Source organism: Photobacterium sp. 270122K (assembly GCF_059941365.1).
Window position 1 is genome coordinate 447,258 of the sequence record NZ_JBPOEN010000002.1, and the last position, 24,576, is coordinate 471,833.

At 51.4% G+C, this 24,576-nt stretch carries 22 protein-coding genes; 15 read left to right on the forward strand and 7 right to left on the reverse strand.

Translation table 11 applies throughout. The features are described 5' to 3' along the window. The first annotated feature begins 45 nt into the window (after window positions 1-45). From ACSF8W_RS05170 to ACSF8W_RS05200, 7 genes are all read left to right on the forward strand, one after another. Window positions 46-1,431, forward strand: a complete 1,386-nt coding sequence (locus ACSF8W_RS05170; RefSeq protein WP_500845644.1) for a COG3014 family protein — start codon at window positions 46-48, stop codon at window positions 1,429-1,431. Then, window positions 1,431-1,817, forward strand: a complete 387-nt coding sequence (locus ACSF8W_RS05175) for a YcfL family putative periplasmic lipoprotein (protein WP_500845646.1) — start codon at window positions 1,431-1,433, stop codon at window positions 1,815-1,817. Before ACSF8W_RS05170 ends, ACSF8W_RS05175 begins: the two co-directional genes overlap by 1 nt. A 60-nt stretch (window positions 1,818-1,877) precedes the next feature. Beyond that, window positions 1,878-2,471 (forward strand): penicillin-binding protein activator LpoB, encoded by a 594-nt coding sequence (gene lpoB, locus ACSF8W_RS05180; protein ID WP_500845647.1) that lies wholly within the window; start codon window positions 1,878-1,880, stop codon window positions 2,469-2,471. Between the two features lie 28 nt (window positions 2,472-2,499). Further along, the gene (locus ACSF8W_RS05185) at window positions 2,500-3,396 is read left to right on the forward strand and encodes a phosphotransferase (RefSeq protein ID WP_500845649.1); all 897 of its coding nucleotides are present in this window, start codon (window positions 2,500-2,502) and stop codon (window positions 3,394-3,396) included. A 208-nt stretch (window positions 3,397-3,604) separates the two neighbouring features. After that, window positions 3,605-4,477 (forward strand): DUF6279 family lipoprotein, encoded by an 873-nt coding sequence (locus tag ACSF8W_RS05190; protein ID WP_500845650.1) that lies wholly within the window; start codon window positions 3,605-3,607, stop codon window positions 4,475-4,477. 228 nt (window positions 4,478-4,705) lie between these two features. Next, a complete protein-coding gene (gene ycfP / locus ACSF8W_RS05195) occupies window positions 4,706-5,239 on the forward strand; it encodes an alpha/beta hydrolase YcfP (protein ID WP_500845652.1) in 534 nt (177 codons plus the stop codon). Between the two features lie 605 nt (window positions 5,240-5,844). Further along, entirely contained in the window at window positions 5,845-7,134 is a 1,290-nt protein-coding gene (locus tag ACSF8W_RS05200; protein ID WP_500845654.1) for an NAD(P)/FAD-dependent oxidoreductase, read from the forward strand. 126 nt (window positions 7,135-7,260) lie between these two features. Here ACSF8W_RS05200 and bamJ read toward each other — a convergent pair whose 3' ends face one another. From bamJ to ACSF8W_RS05225, 5 genes are all read right to left on the reverse strand, one after another. After that, on the reverse strand, window positions 7,261-7,734 hold the full coding sequence (gene bamJ / locus ACSF8W_RS05205) for a BamJ family beta-barrel-assembly machinery protein (RefSeq protein WP_500845655.1): 474 nt from the start codon (window positions 7,732-7,734) through the stop codon (window positions 7,261-7,263). Window positions 7,735-7,847: 113 nt separating this feature from the next. Beyond that, window positions 7,848-8,402 (reverse strand): GNAT family N-acetyltransferase, encoded by a 555-nt coding sequence (locus tag ACSF8W_RS05210; protein ID WP_500845657.1) that lies wholly within the window; start codon window positions 8,400-8,402, stop codon window positions 7,848-7,850. Between the two features lie 184 nt (window positions 8,403-8,586). Beyond that, window positions 8,587-9,411, reverse strand: a complete 825-nt coding sequence (locus ACSF8W_RS05215; RefSeq protein WP_500845659.1) for a peptidoglycan binding protein CsiV — start codon at window positions 9,409-9,411, stop codon at window positions 8,587-8,589. A 29-nt stretch (window positions 9,412-9,440) separates the two neighbouring features. Continuing rightward, on the reverse strand, window positions 9,441-12,896 hold the full coding sequence (mfd, locus tag ACSF8W_RS05220) for a transcription-repair coupling factor (RefSeq protein ID WP_500845661.1): 3,456 nt from the start codon (window positions 12,894-12,896) through the stop codon (window positions 9,441-9,443). 3 nt (window positions 12,897-12,899) lie between these two features. Beyond that, window positions 12,900-13,472: a PilZ domain-containing protein gene (locus ACSF8W_RS05225; protein ID WP_500845663.1), complete on the reverse strand. Its 573-nt coding sequence runs from the start codon at window positions 13,470-13,472 to the stop codon at window positions 12,900-12,902. Window positions 13,473-13,661: 189 nt separating this feature from the next. Between ACSF8W_RS05225 and lolC the strand changes: the two genes are divergently transcribed. The 3 genes from lolC to lolE are packed head-to-tail and all read left to right on the forward strand — an operon-like array spanning window position 13,662 to window position 16,796. After that, entirely contained in the window at window positions 13,662-14,870 is a 1,209-nt protein-coding gene (gene lolC, locus ACSF8W_RS05230; protein ID WP_500845927.1) for a lipoprotein-releasing ABC transporter permease subunit LolC, read from the forward strand. Beyond that, window positions 14,863-15,552, forward strand: a complete 690-nt coding sequence (gene lolD, locus ACSF8W_RS05235; protein ID WP_500845665.1) for a lipoprotein-releasing ABC transporter ATP-binding protein LolD — start codon at window positions 14,863-14,865, stop codon at window positions 15,550-15,552. Before lolC ends, lolD begins: the two co-directional genes overlap by 8 nt. Further along, on the forward strand, window positions 15,552-16,796 hold the full coding sequence (lolE, locus tag ACSF8W_RS05240; RefSeq protein WP_500845667.1) for a lipoprotein-releasing ABC transporter permease subunit LolE: 1,245 nt from the start codon (window positions 15,552-15,554) through the stop codon (window positions 16,794-16,796). Before lolD ends, lolE begins: the two co-directional genes overlap by 1 nt. Window positions 16,797-17,080: 284 nt before the next feature. Here the strand turns inward: lolE and ACSF8W_RS05245 are convergent, their stop codons facing one another. Next, window positions 17,081-17,599, reverse strand: a complete 519-nt coding sequence (locus ACSF8W_RS05245; RefSeq protein WP_500845669.1) for a DUF2062 domain-containing protein — start codon at window positions 17,597-17,599, stop codon at window positions 17,081-17,083. 31 nt (window positions 17,600-17,630) lie between these two features. On the opposite strand from ACSF8W_RS05245, the gene ACSF8W_RS05250 reads away from it, so the two are divergent. From ACSF8W_RS05250 to kdsB, 5 genes are all read left to right on the forward strand, one after another. Beyond that, window positions 17,631-20,150 carry a DNA internalization-related competence protein ComEC/Rec2 gene (locus tag ACSF8W_RS05250; RefSeq protein WP_500845671.1) on the forward strand — a complete coding sequence of 840 codons (2,520 nt, stop codon included), beginning with the start codon at window positions 17,631-17,633 and terminating at the stop codon, window positions 20,148-20,150. Window positions 20,151-20,233: 83 nt separating this feature from the next. After that, window positions 20,234-21,991: a lipid A ABC transporter ATP-binding protein/permease MsbA gene (gene msbA, locus ACSF8W_RS05255; RefSeq protein WP_500845672.1), complete on the forward strand. Its 1,758-nt coding sequence runs from the start codon at window positions 20,234-20,236 to the stop codon at window positions 21,989-21,991. Between the two features lie 8 nt (window positions 21,992-21,999). Further along, on the forward strand, window positions 22,000-23,007 hold the full coding sequence (gene lpxK / locus ACSF8W_RS05260; protein WP_500845929.1) for a tetraacyldisaccharide 4'-kinase: 1,008 nt from the start codon (window positions 22,000-22,002) through the stop codon (window positions 23,005-23,007). Next, complete coding sequence (locus tag ACSF8W_RS05265) at window positions 22,988-23,167, forward strand: Trm112 family protein (RefSeq protein WP_428476402.1); 180 nt, start codon at window positions 22,988-22,990, stop codon at window positions 23,165-23,167. Before lpxK ends, ACSF8W_RS05265 begins: the two co-directional genes overlap by 20 nt. Continuing rightward, on the forward strand, window positions 23,167-23,913 hold the full coding sequence (gene kdsB, locus ACSF8W_RS05270) for a 3-deoxy-manno-octulosonate cytidylyltransferase (protein ID WP_428476401.1): 747 nt from the start codon (window positions 23,167-23,169) through the stop codon (window positions 23,911-23,913). The genes ACSF8W_RS05265 and kdsB overlap by 1 nt, the downstream gene beginning before the upstream one ends. Window positions 23,914-24,121: 208 nt before the next feature. Here kdsB and ACSF8W_RS05275 read toward each other — a convergent pair whose 3' ends face one another. Next, window positions 24,122-24,481 (reverse strand): YgiW/YdeI family stress tolerance OB fold protein, encoded by a 360-nt coding sequence (locus ACSF8W_RS05275; protein ID WP_428476400.1) that lies wholly within the window; start codon window positions 24,479-24,481, stop codon window positions 24,122-24,124. Window positions 24,482-24,576 lie beyond the last annotated feature (95 nt).

The window sequence follows — 24,576 nt, forward strand, 5'->3', positions numbered from 1 at the left end:
TGAACCGTACAGCACTCAGGCTTTTTTATTGGGGTAAGCAAAAGAATGATAAAACGCGCTTTTGTGGTGATGCTTTCGTTAGGGTTAACGGCCTGCGCGAATTTATCGGCACAGAACTTATTTAGCCATTATAGTGCCGCCACCGCTGAGGCGCATCAGGCAATGCAGCAAGGCCAGTATCAGCAGGCATTGGCGGTATTACCTGATGCGCCTGCAGGTGAGATATTGGACGGCATGGAAAAAGGCCGCGTCGGCTTTGTCGCAAAGCAATACCCGCTGAGCTTCTCTGCGTTGCAAACCGCGGACCAAGCGGCGAAAGCACAACAGCAGCAAGCGGTGATCCAGCTCTCGTCGGGTTTCAATCAAGCGGGCGCGTTGCTCACCAATGACAATATGATCACCTACCGCCCAGCGGATTATGAATTAGGTTTTCTTCATCTTTACCTCGCGCTGAATTATATCCAACAACATGATTTATCCGGGGCGCTGGTCGAAGTGCGTCGGGCTAACCAAGTGCAGGAAGCGGCGAAGAAAATTCGCGAGGCTGAACTGCAACAAGCCGAACATGCCGCCGATGAAAAAGGTATCGCCCAGAATTTAGGGGCGGTACTGGCACGCTATCCGGACGCGGGGCACACCTTGGGCAATGTGCAAAATGGCTATTTGTTTTACCTCTCTGGCGTCTTATATGAAGCCGATGGGGATTTAAATAACGCCTATATCGACTACAAGCGGGCGCTGGCCGTTGCGCCGGATAACCCGTTTGTCAGCCAGACGGTGATGCGTGTTGCCGCCCGTTTAGGCATGCGCAGCGATCTGACATCCCTTGAAGCCCGATACGGTCAGTATCATCGTCCGGCCGCGGGCACTGGCCGCGTGGTCGTGTTTGACGAACAAGGCGTGGTTGCTGCACGAGACAGTTGGCGTTTGCCGCTATGGTTGCCGGACAGCCGTGGGCAGGGCGCGATGTACAACTTGGCGCTGCCGTATTACCGAGCTACTGCCACCCCGCGGTATAGCCCGCTGTTGTTAGGGCGACAAACTTTGCATGAAAGTGCACTGGTGAATGTGAATGGCATGGCGCAACAGAGTTTGAAAGAAGCCTTACCGGCGATGGTGGTACGTCAGTCGTTGCGGGTATTAGCGAAAAATGAAGTACGCCGAGCGGCATCCCGTGAAGGGGATGATTTGGGCAATGTGCTGGTCAATATTTTCAATACATTGACGGAGCAACCCGATACCCGAAGCTGGCAGACGTTGCCAGCAAGCGTGTCGCTGAGTCAGGAAAATGTGGCCGCAGGGCAGTATGCCTTGTCGTGGCAGGGACAAACGATAGCCGTTAACGTAAAACCGGGGCGGACCACCATGGTGTGGGTGTCTCGGCAAGGAGCCGTGATGACCGGCTGGTCAGTATTATTGGGGGATAACTAATGAGAAGACTGATTATTTTGGGCATGGTGCTGGGACTGGCAGCCTGTGCAGACAACACGTCTGGGATCAGTATTGAGAGCAGTAACCAGAGTGTCGTGATTGGCAATTCACACTTGGCGCAACGCTTAAGTATTGAAGAGGCGAACGTCACCAATGTGAACGGCTTATTGAAAGCCGCGGTACCGGTGAAGAGCAATATCGATTCTGATCTGGCGTTGCAATACCGCTTCTATTGGTATGACGCGCAAGGGTTAGAAGTGAGCGGCAGCGACAGTCCGTGGCGGCATGTGATCATTCACGGCCAAGATACCATGACACTGCAAGCGGTCGCGAGACAACCCGATGCCACGCAATACCGCATCTATATCCGTAAAGCGAACGACTAATTTTGGGAAATCGTGCAGCGTAGTCACGCAGCTGCACACACGAAAAATAAGGTAAACAGAATGAAAAAAAGTGTCATTGCAGTCATGGCTATTGCGTCCTTAATGGGTGGTTGTGCGCAGAAAATCAGCTACGGGGATGCGCAGGCGGTTGAGACGACCACCATTGAATTCGGCTCGACGGATCTGCAAAAAATTGCCGAAGAAATGACCGATAGCATGTTGTCATCAGGTTCCGTCGGCGTGATCACAGCGAACGGCAAGCGTCCGATCATTGTGGTGGATGGGATCAAAAACAAAACCAGCGAGCACATTGATACCGAGTCCATTACCGATTCTGTTAGCACCCGTTTGCTGAACTCGGGCAAATTCCGTTTTGTCGACATGACCCGTGTTGAAGACGTACGTAAGCAACTGGATTTCCAAAATAACGACCAACTGGTTAATCAAAGCACCGCGATTCAGTTTGGTAAAATGGTAGGCGCGCAGTACATGCTGTACGGTAACTTGTCGAGCATCGTGAAATCGGCGGGCAGTGATCAAGACGTGTACTACAAAATGACCATGCGTTTGATGGACTTGGAAACCGGTTTGATCGAATGGGCAGACGAAACGGAAATCCGTAAGCAAGCGTCTAAAAGCCTGCTTGGCTGGTAATACGCGGTGCTAGGCGATGAAGGCCATCATGGATAATTGTATGTCGCCATCCTTGTTGTCGGATCCTGAGTCCGCCGCGCTAGTGACACAGCTACAGACGGCGTGGCCGGCATTCGTAGTGCTTGTGGCCACCCCGTTAAGTGGTGGCCTCAGTAATCGCTGCTGGCGTGTGACGCTGCAACACCGTGTGCAGTTAACGACACACACTTGCGTGTGGCGGCCGTGTTCAGCGGCCACCTCGGCGTTTGGTGTGTCGCGTGAACACGAGTATCGGTTGTTAGCCTCTTTGCGTGCCATGCCGTTAGCCCCTGCGCCATTCGCTCACAGTGAAATGGGGCTGTTGGTGGAGTGGGTGGCGGGTGAGATGGCGCCTGCCGATTTACCGATGGCGACACTGCTGCAATTGCAAGCGCAGATCCATACCATTGCCCCGCCGGCATGGCAGCTTGATTGCCGTGAGCGTGCGGTGCAGTACTGGACACATATTGCACCAGCAGACCAAGACGCCGATTTGTGTGCGTTGCATCAGCACTTTCAATCTCAGTCGCCTACGCCATGGTTTGCTGCGACATGTTGTCATCACGATCTCGGGGCGTATAACGTGATTCTTTCGCCGTCGGGTCATGCCACCGTGATTGATTGGGAATATGCTGCTGCAGGTGATCCGTCATTGGACTTGGCGCTGACGATCAGTGCTAACCAATGGGATGTGGCGGCGGCAGTATCCCAATATTGCCAACAACGAGAAGGGCTAGGTTTGCCTTTGTTGGCCGCACCAAAGGTTTGGTTAGACGCCGTCAATGCATGGCTGCCATGGTGCGATTATTTGGCCATGTTGTGGTTTTTTGTTGGTGCCCGGTTGTGGGGCGATGAAACGTATCGCGACTGCGCCCTGTCATTGAAGCAACGTCTGTTGTCTCGCTAAATTCCGCCGCCTGCCGCGCTGCGGCTGTGATAGTCGACATGCACCGCATTGTCGGTTGTGATCCCTCTCCCGTGATTTCCCCTTCTGTTATTTTTCCTATTCTTTAAGCGTGTTCGCCTAGACTACATCTAGGCATCATGTTCATGGTGTTATGTACTGCCTGACAGTCGTGAGCATGAGATACCGCAGTCGCAAAGGGGGAGAATGGATGACGCACGCTGGGACCGTGAAATCAGCACATCAGTATTGGCGTAGGGTTGGGGTGATTAGTGGCTTACTGCTGTTACTGGTCGGGTGTACAACGCGGTTTGCTTACAACAACCTCGATTACCTCATCGCTTACCGTATTGGTGATTATGTGGACTTGACCCGCCTGCAAGATCGCGTGCTCGATCAAGGGTTGGAAACGGCGCTGGAGCGCCATCGTAAACAAGGTCTGCCTGCGATTCATCGTGCCCTTGATAGCCTGCAAGCGGATGTCATGACGCCAATGACCCTCTCTCAAATCCGCCAATATCATTATTTGTTTACTGATCTCGGGCAAGATGCCGCTGCAATGGTGGCAAAACCCGTGGCGTCTATGTTATCCCTGCTCAGTGATAAGCAAGTTATTGCGCTCAATCGTGAAATACGCAGTCGTTTCAATGAAGTGGATGCAGAACGAAAAGCACTGACGCCGGCACAACGTTTAGATAAACGTACCGAACGCTTGATTGATACGCTGCAAGATTGGGTGGGGCGGAGTACGCCGGAGCAGCGCGCCTTACTCAAAGAACTCGCGGGGTATCAACTTGAGATGTCACCGGTGTTTCTGGCGATGCGGCAACACTATTGGCAGACATGGCAAGGGTTACTTGCGCAGCGCGCACAGGCGGGTTTTTCCACACAACTGACACAATGGATGCGTAACATTGTTGCGTTTAACACGGCGCAGCACAGCAATACGATGGATGTGTACCTCAATCGTCGCTTTGAACTCATGTTGCGGCTGCAGCATTCTTTGACTGACAAGCAGCGCAGTACCTTGAACCGTAATCTGGTCGATTTACGCAAGGATGTGGCGGTCTTGATCCAGCAGTAGCGACGTATCAAAGTGCGCTACGCGAGTGGGTATAAAGAGGCAGCGGGCACAAGAACTCACCGTAAAGCGGTGGCGAGGTCAACAAACCTTACAAAAAGTGTTAGATTAAACAAGAGTAAATGTTACCTTTACGTAAATGCCATTCAGTAAGCGCCTTCGAGAAAGACAGGCTTTCACTGGCTTATTGAGGCAAAACACCAGAACGAGAATGAAAACAGGACGTTAACGATGATTATTTATTTACATGGCTATGATGCAACCAGTGCGGGTAATCACGAGAAAGTATTGCAGCTGCAGTTCATTGATGATGTAAAGATCGTCACCTACAGTACCCAGCACCCAAAGCATGACATGGCACACTTGCTCAAAGAAGTCAGTGGGTTGATTGAAGCAAACGGCAGAGACAATACCTTGATTTGTGGTGTTGGACTCGGCGGTTTCTGGGCCGAACGCATTGGCTTCTTATGTGGGATAAAGCAAGCGATGTTTAACCCTAACCTGCATCCAGAAGTGACCATGGAAGGAAAAATTGACCGTCCGGAAGAATATGCCGACATCGCGACCAAGTGCGTGTCTGATTTCCGCGCGAAAAACAAAGGCAACGCCTTGTTGTTCCTTTCCCGTCATGACGAAACCATGGACAACACCTTATCTGCGAAAGCGCTAGAAGCGTATTACGACGTGATTTGGGATGAGAAAGAAACCCACAAGTTCAAGAAAATCTCTCAGCATTTACAGGCGCTGAAAGCCTTTAATGTGTAAACGTGTACCGTGTGCCCCCGTTTTTGTTATGCATGAATAGCGTGTTTTATACACCGATGGTCTCATGATAAAAGCATGAGACCATAACTAAAAGTGCAATCAATTCTATGCGCTAGAGCAATTTTTGCAGTCTTTTTTGAAAATTTATCGGATTTTTTGCTTTATATACTTCCAACTATTGCGGAAATATTAGATAATCGTCACACAAAATGTAAGGGGATGATAACCATTCTCGCTTTGTTCCGGTGAGTCAGCATGAGAATAAAACGCGGTAGTTCACACGCGATAATGACCACACGGTAACAAAAATAATAATAAGAAAGTAGCACCACCTACCTCCTACCTACAGCAGACGATGGAACACGTTTGCCCCATATCTATAGCACAATGCCTTTGTGTGCGTATCAAGCACATGTTTCGCGTCATACGACGGCGGTTTGCCGCCTGTATTGTGACCCGAAGAGCACGCCGACGCGGCAAAAGGGCCTTTCGCTATAGGTATTATTAGTCAGCTAGCCAGCGCATTATCCTCTTCATTTTAGGGATGAAACGTAGATGTAAGGCTCTGAGCAGAAAAAATTTATATAAGATAAGAGGAAGATATTGTGATGCGAATTATCGTAGTAGGCGGCGGCGCTGGCGGTTTGGAGCTAGCAACCAAACTGGGTCGTACCTTGGGTCGCAAAGGCCGAGCAAGCGTCACCTTGGTGGATCGCAAGGGCAGCCATTTATGGAAACCGTTGTTGCACGAAGTGGCAACAGGGTCGATGGATGCTGGGGTTGATGCCCTGAGCTACCGTGCACATGCCAAAAACCATTCGTTTGATTTCCAAATGGGTAGCTTGCAAGATATTGATCGTGAACGCAAAGTGATCAAGCTGGCAGCGTTGTACGACAAGCACGACGAGCTATTGCTGCCAGAGCGCGAGCTTGAGTATGACATTTTGGTGATGGCGATTGGCTCAACGTCAAACGACTTCAACACCCCTGGCGTGCGCGAACATTGTATCTTCCTTGATAGCCCAGAGCAGGCGCACCGTTTCCGTACGGAAATGAACAACCAATTTTTGAAGCTGCACGCTAACAAAGATCAAAAAACCGTGGACATCGCGATCGTGGGCGCCGGTGCAACAGGGGTAGAGTTGTCTGCCGAGTTGCACAATGCGGTACAAGAGCTGCGTAATTACGGGTTCGGCGATCTCGACAGTTCGCGTTTGAACGTGAACCTTGTGGAAGCGGGTGAGCGTATTCTTCCTGCTCTACCACCGCGTATTTCATCAGCGGCACACAGCGAATTAACCAAGCTGGGCGTGAACGTGCGTACCGCAACCATGGTAACCAAAGCGGATCACACCGGTTTGACAACCAAAGACGGTGAGCACATTCCTGCACAAATCATGGTATGGGCAGCCGGTATCAAGGCACCTGATTTCATGAAAGATATCGCAGGCCTTGAAACGAACCGCATTAACCAGCTGGTGGTGAAGCCAACCCTACAAACCACCCGCGATGATAACATCTACGTGATCGGTGATTTGGCATCGTGTGTACAGGAAGATGGCAGCTTTGTTCCACCACGTGCGCAAGCCGCGCACCAGATGGCAAGCCGTTGCTTCTCTAACATTGTGGCGAAAATGTCAGATCGTGAGCAAAAACCATATGTGTACAGCGATCACGGTTCATTGGTTTCTCTCAGCCGTTTCTCTACCGTGGGTAGCTTGATGGGCAACCTGACCAAAGGCTCCATGATGGTTGAAGGCCGCATCGCCCGCGTGGTGTACATCTCGCTTTACCGCATGCACCTTGTCGCGCTGCACGGTGTGTTTAAAACCGGCTTGATGATGCTGGTGGGACGTATCAACCGCGTATTGCGTCCAAACCTGAAACTGCATTGATCCCTTTGCCGCAAGGCATGGCGAGAGTCATGAAAAAGTAATAAAAAACCGCCATAACAAGGCGGTTTTTTTGTGCGTCCGAAAAAGCGGTAGAGCAGTGTGCTCGTTAGCCTAACGGTTAGCGCATTAGTTGATTTTGAACAGTTCAACATCAAAGATTAGGGTCGAACCCGGTTTGATGACGCCCATTGAGCGGTTGCCGTAAGCCAAGTCAGCCGGAATGAAGAAACGCGCTTTTTCCCCTTCAACCATCAGTTGCAGGCCTTCTGTCCAGCCTGGGATCACTTGGTTCAGGCCAAATTGAATGGTTTCCCCACGATCAACAGAACTGTCAAATACCGTACCGTCAATCAAGGTACCGTGGTAGTGCACGGTTACCTTATCGGTCGCTTTCGGGTGAACGGTACCGGTGCCAGCTTGCAGCACTTGGTATTGCAGGCCTGATGCGGTGGTTTGCACGTCTTCGTTCGCTTTGTTTTCTAGCAGGAATGTTTGGCCCAGTTGGATATTTTCAGCGGCAGACTGCTTGTTGCTCATTGAACGCTGAATAAAGAAAATAACCAGACCAATGAGTACGATAGTTAGAATAATTTTTAGCACGATGTGTCCTTACAAGGATAAAGGGATAATCTACTCAATAGCAGCAGAGCGATAGGTAAATAGTAGCAGAGCGATAGGATGCTGAAAAGTCATGGAAAATCACTCAAACCCGCCTACCCGATCATATCAGCAGGGATCAGAGAAAACAGCAAACCGTTGACGGCTTTATCTTGCATCACAATGCGATTTCGCGCCGTACATTCAAACTGCGCTCGGCAGGCTAAGGCCGTGCGTTGACTGGCTAAGTTGCCTAAATGGGTGACAATTTCGATCCGTGTCAGCCCGAGGGTTTGAAACGCAAATTGGCTGACCGCAACACAGGCTTCGGTGGCAAAGCCGCGGCGTTGTGCACTTTCTCGTATCCAGTAGCCTAATTCTCCGGAGTTGCCGATCTCCGACAGGTTACTGAGTGCTGTGCTTCCAATAAAGTCGTCTGTCTCACGTTCAAAAATGGCGAGCTCATAGCTGATATCGTAGCGCCAGTTTTGCTGACTAGCGAGGATCCATTCATGGGCATCGTCTTGATTATATTGCGGGGTACACCAGGTCAGCCACGGTGAAAGCGCCGAGTGAGAGTCTTGGATGGCCTCTACCAGTGAAAGTAAATCGGCATTTTTGTATGGACGAAGCCGCAGTCTTTCAGTGACCAGTTCAAAGTCTAATTTCATGGCACCACCAGTCTCAAAGGAGGGGGAAAAGAGTAAGGAATAGAATAGGGTAGCACGAGGGAAATGCAATTGTGTTGAGGCAGAAAAGCGATGTAATAAAAGCGAAATCTGGGGTTGAGTAGATGAGTGGATAAAAAACGGGCGACCTTGTGGTCGCCCGTTTTAATGTGTCATACGCGTGTCGTTACAGACGACGAATTTGAATGATCATGCCCAATAGAGGGTGGTCGATGTAGTGCAGTTCATTACTGCCCATCTGACGCTGCTGATCGAAGCGGTATGATTTAAGGAACTCTTCGACTTCCACTTGCTTTTTCACTTCTTGCAAATGGCCTACTTGCACATTGCTGTTAGTGAGCGAAGCATCTGCTGACGGTGTCAGCATTGGATCAATGCCGGTATTCTCAAGCGGCTCGGTCCCCACAATCACTTCACGGCGGCTTGGCTCGCGCAGATCAAAGGTGGCTTCGGTGAACAGGTAATGCTGTACGTAAACCTTCATTTTGCCTTCCAGCTCATACAGGGCAGCGCCTGACAAGGAAGTGGCGGCGGTATCTGTTGCGTTGTTATCTGACGTGATCGTCATGCTACCGGTGTCGCTGCCTGCTTGAGCTGATGCACGCGATGTGCCGTCTGGCAGGAATTGACCAGAAAAATCTTTGCCAAAGGCAAAGTGGACTTCAGGTGCGGCGGCTTTGCTTAAATCGCCTTGGCGCCAACCAAAATGGGCCAGCGGGGTGAACCCGGCATGTTGCTTAAGCTTGTTATACTCACCATTTAGCTGAAAACGGGATGAGGACATTGGTCGGATCCCACGGGCTTTCAGGCTGGCGGTATCACCCAGATCAATCGCGGTGCTGTAATCAATCGCAGGCAGTTGATTAGGCCATAATTCATTGACCTGCTCTGGGGCAATATTGCGTTTGAACAGGATAACTTCGACATCAAATTGTCGTGCTAAACTTGGCCAGCTAATGACGAAGAGCAGCAAATAAATCAGTTTTTTCAAGAGAATACTCCGCACTTAAGTGCCATCTATTATAGGGTGTTTTCAGCCAACTTTGTTAAAAGCTCGTCAACATACTTAATTCTATCCTTTCTGTCACTCATTGGTGCCATGACTTTCAGTTTAGTTGGGCCTTCCATCCGGTAATGTTGTGGTGCTGATTGCAATAAGCCGACCAGAAAACCGGGGTTGATCGAAGCATTTTGATTAAACTCGATGAACCCACCTTTCTCGCCCGCTTCAATTTTACGCACCCCAATACTGGCGGCTTTAAGCTTAATGTTGTTAATAGTCAGTAAGTTGGTGGTCGCCTCTGGCAGTAGGCCAAAGCGGTCAATCAACTCGACCTTCAATTCCATCAATGCGTTCTCACTGTTGGCGCTGGCAATGCGTTTGTAGAGTGACAAGCGGGTATTGATGTCAGGAATGAAGTCATCCGGCAGCAGGGCAGGCAGACGCAATTCAATTTCTGTCTGTTGACGCAGTAGGTCATCCAGTGCCGGCTCTTTGCCTTCTTTCAGTGATTCCACCGCCTGTTCCAGCATTTCCATGAACAAGGTAAAGCCAACCGATTGAATTTGCCCACTTTGTTCATCACCCAATAACTCACCCGCACCACGAATTTCCAAATCGTGTGTGGCCAAGGTAAAGCCCGCGCCTAAATCTTCTAATGACGAAATAGCCTCTAAACGTTTTACGGCATCTTTGGTCATGCGTTTCGGGTGCGGTGTCAGCAAGTACGCATACGCTTGGTGGTGCGAACGTCCCACACGGCCACGTAACTGGTGTAACTGCGCAAGGCCAAGGTGATCAGCACGGTTGATCACAATGGTATTGGCGGTGGGGACATCAATACCGGTTTCAATAATAGTGGTACAAACGAGCAGATTAAAACGCTGATGATAAAAATCACTCATGATGCGTTCGAGTTCACGTTCGCGCATCTGACCATGGGCAAACGTGACCCGTGCTTCGGGGATCAATGCGCTCAGGTCTTCCGCCATTTTTTCAATCGAATCGACGTCATTGTGCAAGAAGTACACTTGCCCACCACGCATGACTTCACGCAGGACGGCTTCACGGATGAGGGCATCATCATTTTCGCGCACAAAGGTTTTGATCGCCAAACGACGTGCAGGCGGCGTGGCAATGATCGACAGATCACGCATGCCACTCATGGCCATGTTTAGCGTACGCGGGATCGGCGTTGCGGTCAGGGTCAGAATGTCCACATCGGCACGCAATGCTTTGAGTTTTTCTTTCTGACGCACACCAAATCGGTGTTCTTCATCGACGATGAGCAGGCCAAGGTCGTGATACGCCACTGAGGCATTCAGCAATTTGTGGGTGCCGATCAGAATATCAATTTTGCCGTCAGCCATGTCTGCCAAGATTTGCTTTTGCTCTTTGGCGGTTTTAAAGCGAGAGAGTACTTCGACACGTACCGGTGTGTTAGCAAAACGGTCACGGAAATTCTCAAAATGCTGCTGGGCCAGCAAGGTTGTAGGTACCAGTATGGTGACCTGCTTGCTGTTATCGACCGCCACAAAGGCTGCGCGCATGGCGACTTCGGTTTTACCAAAGCCTACGTCACCACATACCAAGCGATCCATGGCTTTGGCTTGGCACATGTCAGACAGCACGGCATTAATCGCCAGCGCCTGATCATGGGTTTCATCAAACGGGAAGCCCGTGGCAAAGTCGGCATACGCTTCACGATCCAGTGTGAATTTGAAGCCCGGTTTCATTTCGCGTTTGGCGTACACATCCAGCAGTTCGGCGGCAACATCGCGCACTTTCTCTGCGGCTTTACGGCGCGCTTTCACCCATGTTTCGCCGCCCAATTTATGGATGGGGGCGCTGTCATCGGCACCGCCAGAATAACGGCTAATCAGGTGTAACGAGGCAACGGGCACATAGAGTTTCGCACCACCTTGGTATTCCAAGGTTACGTACTCGGTTTTGATGCCGCCGGCTTCTAAGGTTTGCAGCCCTTGGTAGCGCCCAATACCGTGATCAAGGTGTACCACGGGCTGACCGACTTGCAGCTCAGCCAAGTTACGAATGATGGTATCGGCATTAACGCTTTTCTTTTCGTCACTGCGGCGACGTTGCACCACGCGCTCACCCAGCAGATCACTTTCACAGATCAAGGCGATAGCTGGGTTATCCAACACAAAGCCCTGTTCGGCAGCACCAATAATCAAACTGAAGGCGCCGGGGGCGGCAATGGCGTCTGCGAGTGAGGCGCACACGATCGGACGCAGTTTTATCCGCGCTAATAAATCCAGCAGGGCTTCACGGCGGCCTTCAGAGGCCACGGAGAAAATGACTTTCCCGTTAAATTGCTCTGTGAAACGGCGCAGTTCCGCTAACGGCTCTTTGAGCTGGTGGTTAATGGTCAGCGCGGGCACCGCACTGAGTGCCGGGTTAAAGCGGCCGGCTTTTTCCGGCTCTGCGTCTTTGCGGATCCGCACTTGTGGCAGCTGTTTGAAATGGGTGAACATTTCTTCTTTGTTCAGCCATAAGTCTTTCGGTGGCAACAACGGACGCAGCGGGTCAACACGGCGTTGGTCGAACCGGTATTCGGCATCGGTTAAGAACTGATCCACCGCAGGTTCAAGCTGACCGATCGTGACGAGTAGGCTGCTGTCTGGCAGGTAGTCAAACAGGGTTTCGGTGTCATCGAAAAATAGTGGCTGCCAATATTCAATACCGGCTGGCCATGTACGCTTGCTGACTTGCTGATAAATGGATTCCGGCTCGCGACGCGCGTCAAAGCGTTCACGCCAGCGCATGCGGAAACTTTCAATGGCCACTTCGTCGGTCGGGAATTCGTGTGCAGGCAACAAGCGGATCTGTTCAATCTCACCGGTTGAGCGTTGGTTTTCGGGATCAAACTGACGAATGGAATCCACTTCATCATCAAAGAAGTCAATGCGGAACGGCTGGTTACTGCCCATCGGGAAGAGGTCAAGCAGTGAGCCGCGGCTGGCGTATTCGCCGTGTTCCATCACCTGATCCACGTGGCGGTAGCCGGCGTTTTCCAATTGCAGGCGCAGCTTTTCAAGCGACAGGCGATCGCCATTACTGACCAGTAACGCATGTTGCTGAATGAAGGCGCGTGGGCTCAAACGTTGCAGCAAGGTACTGATTGGGACTAAGACGACACCGTCTTTTTGCTGGGGCAGGCCATACAAGCACGACAGACGTGCTGAAATAATGTCCTGATGCGGTGAAAAGTTATCGTACGGCAGGGTTTCCCAGTCCGGGAAAACCGTGACGTCTTTGGTCGTAAATTGGCTGACTTCCGGTTGCAGACGCAAGGCGGATTGGGTATCCGGCACCACGGCCAGAATCGGGCCTTGATGCGCGTCGGCCAATTCGGCAATCGACAATGCCAGTGCGGCCCCCGAAATATTACCGATGAATCGGCAGTCTCCCGCTTTATGGGGGGAAGGGAGAGAGAGTATGGAGTGTGCTTTCATGGCTTATTGATGTTCTGATCGCTGTTGCGCGCGTTGGCGCAGAAATTTTTGTTGGAAGAGTAAGGCTGCTCGGATCAACAGATCCTGATCCTCTTCCGTGAGTCGCGTATAACGCAAATGAACCGTCACACGGTCGTGTTCGGTGTGACAATCGGTGACTTCAGCATAGGCATAGACGGCAGCTGCGGGGTTATCGAGGAATATTTTTAGTCGAACCGCGGTGCCCGTGGTCAGTGGGTGCGATGCGCTGTAAGTCAGGCGGCTCGCCCCAAAAGTGTGGGTCGTGTAACGTTGCGTCGGATCGTCCTGTTGGGCCAACACAAAGGACAGCAGCAAGTTAATTTTACTGTTCTGGGCCGCTAAGTATTGGGTCAGGCCGGCGGCCTCGGGTTTGGAAAAATGGGTAAGGGCGCGCTCTAAGTCGTCATCGAGGCTGCTGCACTCACTGGCAACACGAAACAGGGGCGGGATTTCGGCAATAAAATCCGCTTGCTCGGGCACCGATTCATAGGGTGCGAGCGGTTCTACATTAATGGTCAATCCAGCATGGACTGAAAAATACTCGTCCTGATTCATGTTGCTCTCGTTATAAATTAACTATCCTTCGATTATCACTTAGCTCTCGCTTGGGGGCAAGTCAGTGACCGTTACTGGTCCAATTTTAGCCCCTGTTTTTACATTACTTTTGCCTACGTCAATGGTAAAAGGCGTTGGCAAGGGGTATCCTTGCGGCAGTCTTTATCTGGATGGTTTGTTGTTGAATCTATGTTTCATCCCGTATCGTTTTTTATAGGGTTACGCTATTTGCGCGGACGATCTGGCGATCGTTTCAGCCGGTTTGTTTCCTATATGTCTACCGCTGGTATTACCATCGGTGTGCTGTCATTGGTAACCGTGTTGTCGGTCATGAATGGCTTTGAGGATCAGCTGAAGTCGCGCATTCTTGGTGTGATGCCACAAGTGGTGGTGTCGGGGCCGGATGGCCATCTTACCCGTACGCCTCAGCCGCCTGCTTTTTTAACCGACATGCCCCACGTGGACATGGTCGTGCCTGTCACCCGTGGTGAAGCCGTGTTGCAAAGTGCCAACTCGTTAGCCGCAGGCATGTTGCTGGGGGTCGATCCTACTCAATTTGAACCCGTGAAATATTACGTGAACAGTGGGGCGCTCGATATGCTCACGCCTGGTAGTTACCGTGTCTTACTCGGACAAGGGTTAGCCAACCAATTGGGGGTCGGTGTGGGCGATAAAGTGCGTTTGATGGTCACCAGTGCTAGTCAGTACACGCCGATTGGGCGCATTCCGAGTCAACGTAATTTTGAAGTGGCCGGTTTTTATAATACGGGTTCAGATGTTGATAACATGCTGATGCTTACGAATATTGACGATGCTGGCCGTTTGCTGCGCTTGAAAAAAGATCAGATCACCGGTTGGCGTTTGTTTGTGGATGACCCGTTTGTGGTGTCTGAGTTGGCGGCTCAGCCGTTACCGGACAACATGGTGTGGTCAGACTGGCGTGAACAACGCGGCGAGCTGTTTCAAGCGGTTAAAATGGAAAAAAACATGATGGGGCTGATGCTGGGTCTGATCATTGGCGTCGCGGCGTTTAATATCATTTCTGCCTTGATCATGGTGGTGATGGAGAAACAAGCGGAAGTGGCCATTTTAAAAACCCAAGGGATGACCAGCCGTCAGGTGCTTTTGGTGTTCATGGTACAAGGTGCGAGCAGCGGCGTGATCGGGGCGATCATCGGCGGTCTGCTTGGCATGGTCTTGGCTATGAACCTGAACAGTGTGTTGGCTGTCACCGGTGGCAATTTGATCATGGCAGGCGGGTCATTGCCCGTTGTCGTTGAACCGGTTCAAATTTTGATTGTTATTGCTGGCGCGATTTTATTGAGTTTGCTAGCAACCGTATTTCCATCTTATCGGGCGGCATCGGTTCGTCCTGCTGAGGCACTGCGTTATGAGTAATTCGTTATTGGTTTGTCAGGGATTGCGTAAGGTTTATCAAGAAGCGCAACTGGAAACGGAGGTGCTCAAAGGTGTCGGGTTTGCATTAGATGCCGGTGAATTGGTGGCGATTGTGGGCTCGTCAGGCTCAGGGAAAAGTACCTTGCTGCATTTGTTGGGCGCATTGGATGAGCCAACGGCGGGCGAGGTGTTCTTTAAAGGGCAGAATCTCAATGCAATGAGCACCAACAAGCAAGCCAAATTGCGTAATCAAGAAATCGGTTTTGTGTACCAGTTCCACCATTTGTTAGCGGATTTCAGTGCGGAAGAAAATGTCGCCATGCCGCTGTTGATTGGGGGCGTCTCGGCACAACAAGCCCGTAGCCGTGCACAAAGTATGCTGGAACTGGTGGGGCTTTCTCACCGTTTGGCGCACCGTCCTTCAGAGTTGAGTGGCGGTGAACGTCAGCGTGTGGCGATTGCCCGTGCGTTGGTGAACCGTCCGGCCTTGGTGTTGGCTGATGAGCCAACCGGTAATTTGGACCACAAAACCGCCTTAGAAATTTATGATTTGATGCGCACCTTGAATAAAGAATCGGGCACCGCGTTTTTGGTGGTAACACACGATAAAGAACTGGCCGGCAAGCTTGATCGCACCATGCATATGCAAGATGGCGAACTGGTTAAGGTAGAGGCTGCTTGATGATCCGACCGCTTTCATTATTTATCGGTAGCCGTTTTAGTCGGGCGAAACAACGTAACCGCATGGTGTCGTTCATTTCCATTTCGTCCATGCTGGGTATCGCCGTTGGGGTGGCCGTGATCATTATTGGTTTGTCGGCCATGAACGGGTTTGAGCGAGAGCTTCAAAATCGTGTGTTGTCGGTGATCCCACATGCGGAGTTAGAAGCGGTACAACCGCCGTTTAAAGACTGGCAGCCTATTCTGGAGACGGTGGAAAAACACCCTCGCGTGACGGCAGCGGCGCCGTATATTCAGTTCACCGCGCTGCTGGAAAAGGGCAACAGCCTGAAAGCCGTCGAAGTGCGTGGGGTGAATCCGGAGCAGCAACGCGCCGTGAGTGCATTGCCTAAGTACGTGAAAGACAATGCGTGGGACCATTTTGAAGCGGGTAAGCAGCAGGTCATTCTGGGCCAAGGTGTGGCGGATAAATTGGGGATTGGCGTCGGTGATTGGATCACCGCGATGATACCGAACCCGGATCCGAGCCTGAAGTTGAAAGCGCCGCACCGTATTCGTTTGCAAGTGGCGGGGTTATTGGCCTTAGCAGGGCAAATTGACCATAACTTTGCCTTGGTGCCGCTTAAAGATGCGCAACAGTACCTGTCGATGGGCAGCGGTATTTCTGGCATCGAACTGAACGTAGATAATGTACTGGATGCTCAGCAGATTGTACGTGAAGTGGGCGGGACACTGCCGGTGTACGTGTACCTGAAAAGCTGGAACCACAAATACGGCTATTTGTACCGTGACATTCAGATGGTACGCACCATCATGTATTTGGTGATGGTACTGGTGATTGGAGTGGCGAGCTTTAACATTGTCTCGACCCTGATGATGGCCGTGAAAGATCGTTCAGCAGATATTGCCATTCTTCGTACCATGGGCGCGACCGATCGGCTGATCCGTTCCATCTTTATTTGGCACGGGGTGTTCTCGGGCGTGATCGGTAGCCTGATTGGTTCGCTATTGGGCTCCTTGGTGGCGCTGAATCTGACCAGCATGTTGCGTGGCTTAGAAGGCATCGTCGGGCATAAATTCTTGTCCGGTGATATCTATTTTGTCGATTTCTTGCCGACAGAATTGGCGCTGCATGATGTGTTGTTGGTCACCGTGACGGCGGTGGTGCTGAGTTTCTTGGCAACGTGGTACCCTGCAAAACGGGCAAGTGCGTTACAGCCAGCAACCGTATTGAGCGCCAAGTAAGACGGTACTGTCTTTATCGAACAGTCGCGTAAAAACGTGAGCCGGCTTCATGCTTGCTCACGTTAACGCCGCGTGTTGCAGTCACCATTGCCACGGTTGTTGTGTTATTACCAAAAGGCATTGCGCCGTGATGGGGTGTTCTATACAACACCCAGACACGGTGGTCAGGCATAAAAAAACCTCGCATAGCGAGGTTTTTTTGTATCTGGCTCTTTTGCTTCTGACAGCCTCAGACATTGGCGGATGAGCAAAATGAGTGCGTGCGGTAAAAAGGGAAAGAAAAATTAGCGAAGCACGCGGAATTTACGTTTTTGCCAGCTTCGAACCACGGAATAGCGCCATAAGCCTCGGATGCCAAAATAGCCGATAAGCGCACAGGTGACGCCGGTGACCATACAGCCGAGCAGGAAGGGAGGACCGATTTGATTCATCTGATGCAACAGGAATTCCCACGACAGCTCAAAATGAAACGCTTGATGAGGGGTATTCATCAGCCATGCCCCGACTTTATAGGCGCCGAAGAACAGAACAGGCATCGTAATGGGGTTACTGATCCAGACCAAACAGACCGAGAGCGGCAAATTCACGCCGAACAAAATGGCCAAACCGGCCGCCATGATCATTTGGCTTGGCAAAGGCACGAACGCCATGAACAAGCCAACTGCAAACGCACCCGAAGCCGAACGGCGGTTCAGGCACCACAAATTCGGGTTATACAGGACGTTGCCAAAAATCTTCAGCGCTTTTTGACGCTTGATCAGTTCGTGGCTTGGCATGAATCGTTTAAGGACTTGTCTAGGCATTGTCTTTCTTATTTCTGCGGGCTGCGTTGACATGGTGCGTCACGCAGCTGGGATTGCACTTGGACTGTTATCGCTGCATTTCTGGCCATCACTACCAGAGTATAATGCGTTTGTTACCGTCTTGATGATAGGCAGCATGGTGTTAGCGTATTTCCGTCAGCGAATCTTGTTCGGGATCGCTGTGGGTGCGCTGTTGGCGAATTTTGCCGCAACATCCTATGTTAAAAGCGTCCAATTTGCTGCGCTAGAGCAGGGGCATATTACCATAGTCGGGGAGGTTCGTAGCCTATTAAATCCAAACAATAACGTTACATTGTTTGAATTTGTTAGTGAGGCAAGGGGGAATCCGCCGGATAAAACTGCGATCACATCCCGTTTTCAGTTGCGCTGGCAGCAGGGTGTGCCAGCCCCGGTCATGCGTCAGGGCGAGCGCTGGCAATTAAGCGTGAAATTGCGCCCGCCACATGGCCGAGTGAACAGCGCAGGCTTTGATCGTGAACGGCATTTTGTCGGCAAAGGCCTTCATGCCTCGGGGATTGTGTATCAGGGGGAACGCGTTACCACCAGTGAAGGGGAACCCGCAGGCTGGCGACAAGGGTTGTTTGAACAGGCTGTGCAACGCACCGACGGGCTCAGCCATCAGGGCTATTTACTGGCGTTAGGGTTTGGTTTCCGTGATTTACTGGATGACACCGCGTGGACTTTACTGCGAGACAGTGGTTTAGCTCATTTGATGGCGATTTCCGGTTTGCATATCGGGCTGGCGGTCATGCTCGGCTGGGGAATCGGCGGTCTGGTACGTTTCCTCTTGGGGGATAGCGCACGTTGGCGATGGTTGCCATTGTGGGGCGCCATTGTGTGTGGGGCCGGGTATGCCTGGCTCGCCGGATTCAGCCTGCCGACACAGCGTGCATTGATGATGAGTGTGTTGGCTTTGTGCTTGTTACGGGGCGGTATCCGATGGCGCAGCGCACAGATCATCTTAGTGGTGCTGGTGATCAGTCTGGCGCTCAATCCATTAGCGTCTTATCTTGCCGGTTTTTGGTTGTCGTTCAGTGCGGTCGTGGTGATCTTGCTTGCCCATCAGTTGGGCGTTGGCCGTGGTGAGCATGACGCGACCCCCTTGATGTCGCGTGGCCTGCGGATCGTGCAAACGTTGAAGGCGACAGCGTGGATGCAGCTGGCGTTGTTGCTGTTCATGTTACCGGTGCAATGGATCTGGTTTGGCGGTTTTGCGCCGCTTGCCCCCGTGATCAATTTCATCGCCATTCCTTGGGTTAGCCTCGTTGTTGTACCTTTTGTGTTGGCGGCCATCGTGTTTTCGGGGTGGGATACCGTGGCGAGTACATTCTGGCAAGCAGCCGATCTCGCGTTGCAGCCTGTATTGGTGTTCGCCAGTGTGGCAGCTGAGCAATGGTGGACGGTGCCGAGTGCGCATTTACCGCTATTGCTCGGTATCGTGGCTGTGGGGGGAATGGGCTGGCTGTTGCCTTGGCGGCGCAGTAGGGTGTTAGTGACCGTGGTGCTGATCTGCAGTGTGGCATGGGCGTTACCTTCTTTTCACCGCCCGCTGAATACGCTTTCTGCTATCCCTTTTCTATCAGCACAGACAACGCCTTTCTTGTCGCAATCGCAGTCGCAATCTCAATCACAGCTACCGCGAGAGGAACATTGGCAGGCCATGCATGCAGCACCTGTGCCGTGGCGTATCGACATGCTCGATGTCGGGCATGGATTGGCTGTGATCATTTCTCGTGGGCAGCATGCCATTGTCTATGACACCGGCGATCAGTGGCCGATGGGCAGCATTGCCGCTTCGGTGATTGAACCGGTATTAAAGCAGCGAGGCATTACCCAACTGGACGGATTGATTTTAAGCCATGCCGACAGTGATCATGCTGGTGGTGCGGATTATGTCGATGCGCGTTTTGCTCCGAGCTGGAAGCGTAGCAGTGATCGGCGTGCCGGCTATTTGCCGTGTGTGCGAGGCGAAAACTGGCAATGGCAGGGATTGAATTTTGATGTGTTATGGCCGCCAAAACGGGTGAGCCGTGCGGCGAATCCCCATTCTTGTGTCATTCATATTTCCGATCCCTCGGTGGCGTCCGGGCAGGCGGCCAGTGTGTTGCTGACGGGGGACATTGATGCGATTTCGGAACTGATTTTGGCACAGCAGGAGCCCATGTTAGCACCGGATATTGTGTTTGTACCCCATCATGGCAGCGCTACGTCGTCAACACAGACGTGGCTGGACGCGATGAATCCGCAATATGGCTTGGTTTCCGTGGCGCGCTACAGCCCTTGGGCGTTGCCGTCCCCGTCGATTGCGCAGCGTTATCAAGCGCGAGACATTACGTGGCTCTCGACCGCAGAAGCGGGGCAAGTCAGTGTGCGAATGGTGCAAAAACAGATCGACGTGGTGCGTTATCGGCAAGATAAAAAAGCCGCCTGGTATCGGCCTGATCATACAGTGACGCCGAGCGTGTTATCCACGCAGGGGGGGGCGCTTGCCAGAATGGATGAAAAAGCGGCGGAAAAACAAGCAGATTAAAAAAAGGATCGGTGAACTTATTTGGTGCCTTGGCGTGAAGCGAGTAGAATGTGAAACATTGACTTCAAGAAATAATGGTTTCCATGACACAACCCAACGATCAAACCACTTGGGAAACGTTTAAGCAATTATGGCCTTCTATTAGCCTGTACAAAACAGGGCTAGCGGCGGCTGTGGTGGCATTAATCGTCAACGCTGCAAGTGATGCACTGATGCTTTCTATGATTAAACCCCTGATGGATGAAAGTTTTGGTGGTTTAGACAGCGTCGAATCCAATTTCCTCGCGATGATGCCCATTTACCTACTGGGTCTGATGATCCTCCGCGGTGTCAGCGGTTTTGTTTCTACTTACTGCCTTTCTTGGGTATCTGGCAATGTCGTGATGACGATGCGTCGCCAGATGTTTAACCACTTTATGAAAATGCCCGTGGGTTTTTTTGATCAAGAATCTGCGGGTAAATTGCTTTCCCGTATTACCTACGATTCCGAGCAAGTGGCGGCGGCAACCAGCGGAGCATTGGTGAGCTTGGTGCGTGAAGGGGCAACGATTATCGCCCTGATGACCATCATGTTCTACAACAGCTGGCAGCTGTCTGCGATTCTGTTGGTGATAGCGCCTGTTGTGGCCATCAGCATCCGTATCGTGTCTAAGCGTTTTCGTGGTATCTCTAAAAACATGCAAGATGCCATGGGCTCTGTGACCTCATCGGCCGAGCAAATGTTGAAAGGCCACAAAGTGGTATTGAGCTACGGCGGCCAGCAAGTCGAACAAGAACGCTTTGAGCAAGTCAGCAACCGTATGCGCCAGCAAACCATGAAATTGGTATCGGCACAGGCGATCGCGAACCCGGTGATTCAGGTGATTGCGTCATTAGCGTTGGTCGTTGTTTTGATTTTGGCCAATACCGACAGCCTGCGTGAGTCATTAACGCCGGGTACGTTTGCGCTGATCTTCGGTTCGATGTTTGGTTTGATGCGTCCGCTAAAAGCCTTGACCAACGTGACCTCACAATTCCAGCGCGGTATGGCAGCATGCCAGACGCTATTTAGCCTGATGGAATTGGAAACCGAAAAAGATCACGGTGATCATGAAGCGAAACGTGTGAAAGGCGACATCAAAGTGACGGATGTGACCTTTACCTACCCAACCAAAGACACGCCAGCACTGCGTAATGTCAGTTTCGACCTGCCTGCGGGTAAAACACTGGCCTTGGTCGGTCGTTCCGGTTCAGGTAAGAGTACCATTGCGAATTTGTTGACCCGTTTCTATGACATTGATTCAGGCAACATTGCTATTGATGATCATGATATTTGCCATTATAAACTGACCAATCTGCGTGATCAGGTGGCGGTGGTATCACAGAACGTTCACCTGTTTAACGACACCATTGCCAATAACATTGCGTATGCAAGTGGTGACCGTTACAGCCGCGAAGATATTGAAAAAGCGGCAACATTAGCCCATGCCATGGACTTCATTAAGGGTATGGATAATGGTTTAGATACCATGATTGGTGAAAACGGCGTGAGTCTGTCTGGTGGTCAGCGTCAGCGTATTGCGATTGCACGTGCCTTGCTGCGTGATGCGCCTGTGTTGATTTTGGATGAAGCCACGTCGGCCTTGGATACGGAATCAGAACGTGCGATTCAGTCTGCGCTGGATGAACTGCAAAAAGACCGTACCGTGCTGGTGATTGCCCACCGTCTTTCTACGATTGAAAACGCCGACCAAATCTTGGTGGTGGACGAAGGCGAAATCATTGAACGCGGTGTGCATGCCGAGTTGATTGAACAAAATGGCGCTTATGCCCAGCTTCATCGCATTCAATTTGGTGACTAATGGCTTCTGTGATTGAAAAAATCTGGTTTGAGTCTCACCCGTTAGGGTGGGTACTCTCACCGGTATTGTGGCCGCTGAGCAAATTGTTTGGTGCAATCAGTCGCCACCGTCGTCAACAGTATCAATCCGGTCAAAAAGCCGTTTACCGCGCTAAGGTGCCGGTTGTTGTGGTCGGTAATATCACCGCGGGCGGGAACGGAAAAACACCGGTTGTGGTGTGGCTGGTGGAGCAGCTGTTAGCGAAAGGCCTGAAGCCGGGCGTGGTGTCACGCGGTTACGGCGCAAAAGCGCCGCATTATCCGTACCGTGTCACGGACAGCAGTACTACGGCAGAAGCGGGCGATGAACCTGTCTTGATTTATCGTCGTACTGGGGTGCCCGTTGCGGTATCACCGGTGCGGGCTGATGCTGTGGCTCTATTAGAGCCTGACGTGGATGTGATCATCACCGATGACGGTTTGCAGCATTACGCGCTGGCGCGTGATATTGAAATCGTGGTAATTGATGGTCAGCGTCGGTTCGGCAATCAACAATTGATCCCCGCTGGGCCATTGCGAGAAGGGTGCGAACGCTTACAGCAGGTCGACTTTCTGATTTGCAATGGCGGTGAGGCGCAGACGGGTGAGATCCCCATGCATCTGGCGCCGTCAGCCTTGGTCAATGTGCTGTCGGGCGAACGCTGTGAGGTGAGTGCGTTATCCGGTGATGTTGTTGCCATGGCGGGAATTGGCCATCCGCCGCGCTTTTTTAATACATTATCGACACTGGGGGTTCACCCTGTTGTCTGTCAGCCATTTGCTGATCACAAAGCATTTTCTGAACAAGAATTACATCAGTTGTCTGCCCGTGGGCAGCACTTGCTCATGACTGAGAAAGATGCGGTGAAATGCCACACGTTCGCTCAGCCCGATTGGTGGTATTTGCCGGTCGATGCGGTTATCCCGACGGAGCAAGCTGAGCGTTTGATTAACCGGATTATTAAGGTAAAGGAAGAATATGGATCATCGTCTGCTTGAAATCGTTGCTTGTCCTGCATGTAAAGGTAAGCTTAACTTCGATAAAGACAACAATGAGCTGATCTGCAAGTTTGATCGTCTCGCATACCCGATCAAAGAAGGTATCCCGGTTCTGCTAGAACCTGAAGCCCGCACATTGAGCTCGGAAGAGGTGAAATAATGTCATTTACCGTCATTATTCCTGCGCGTTATCAGTCTACTCGTTTGCCGGGTAAACCTCTGGCAGATATCGGAGGTAAGCCGATGGTGCAGTGGGTGTATGAGCAAGCCTGTAAAGCCGGTGCTGAGCAAGTGATTGTCGCTACCGATGATCAGCGCATCGTGGATGTGGTGAAAGGCTTTGGTGGTGAAGTGTGTCTGACTCGCGCCGATCACGAATCGGGCACCGAGCGTTTGGCGGAAGTGGTTGAGAAATACCAGTTACCGGCCGATCACATTGTGGTCAACGTGCAAGGTGACGAACCGTTGATCCCTGAAACCATTATTCGTCAGGTCGCTGATAATCTTGCGAACAGTGTGGCACCGATGGCGACATTGGCGGTCGAAATTGATCACGCGGATGAAGTGTTCAACCCGAACGCGGTAAAAGTGGTGACGGATAAAGACGGTTATGCGCTGTACTTTAGCCGTGCGTCGATCCCATGGGATCGTGATAACTTTGCCAAGCGTCCGCAGGAAATTCACCGTAACCTGCTGCGTCATGTCGGTATTTATGCTTACCGTGCAGGCTTTATCAATACTTACATCAACTGGGAACCGAGTGCGTTAGAGAAAATCGAGTCACTCGAGCAATTGCGCGTACTGTGGTACGGCGAGAAGATCCATGTGGATGTGGCCATTGATGCGCCACCGGCGGGTGTCGATACCCCAGAAGATCTGGAAAAAGTGCGCCAGTTGGTGCGCTAACGGTCTTGATATGACGGGCGAGAAACGTCATCTCGTCATCGTGATTAAATCCGTAGAAGTGGTGCTTTGGGCGCCACTTTTTTTATGTCTGCTATTTGTCGACATACGGTTCAAAGACATAAAAAAAGCGGCCTCAGACATCCTGCTGGGCCGCGTGTGATATTCACAAAAATTCAATAAGAAAAGGGCAGTGTGTGGGCGTTAACGCTTACAGCACTTGGATTCGGTCAATTTCGATTTCTGGCTGCAGACCACCATCGACTTCACCGTATACGCGTACGCGCGTCTCTGCATCAATGGTTTGGCCCAAGCGAGTGTCATCATCCAGCTCTACCGTGATTTCATCTTTTCCGTCACTGAAGACAAACGTATCCGCGCTTAGCTGTTTGATCAGTTTGCCTTCCATCATGACATCTTGATCAGTGAAGATATTAATCTCGTTCAGTATTTCATGGACCGGTGTGATTTTCGTTGGACCGGTGTAAGCGATAGGTTGAGATTGTGCCATCGCCAGTGTTGGGCCAAAGGCAAGGATCGCGGTCAGTAGGTATACACTTGGCTTGTTCATTGTCGTCATCCTATTTTCATTCAAAGCGTTGTTCGGGCTATTCGGCGTACCGGTTCATGCTGGGTGGGTCGCCGTGTTGATGGAGCCATTAAAAC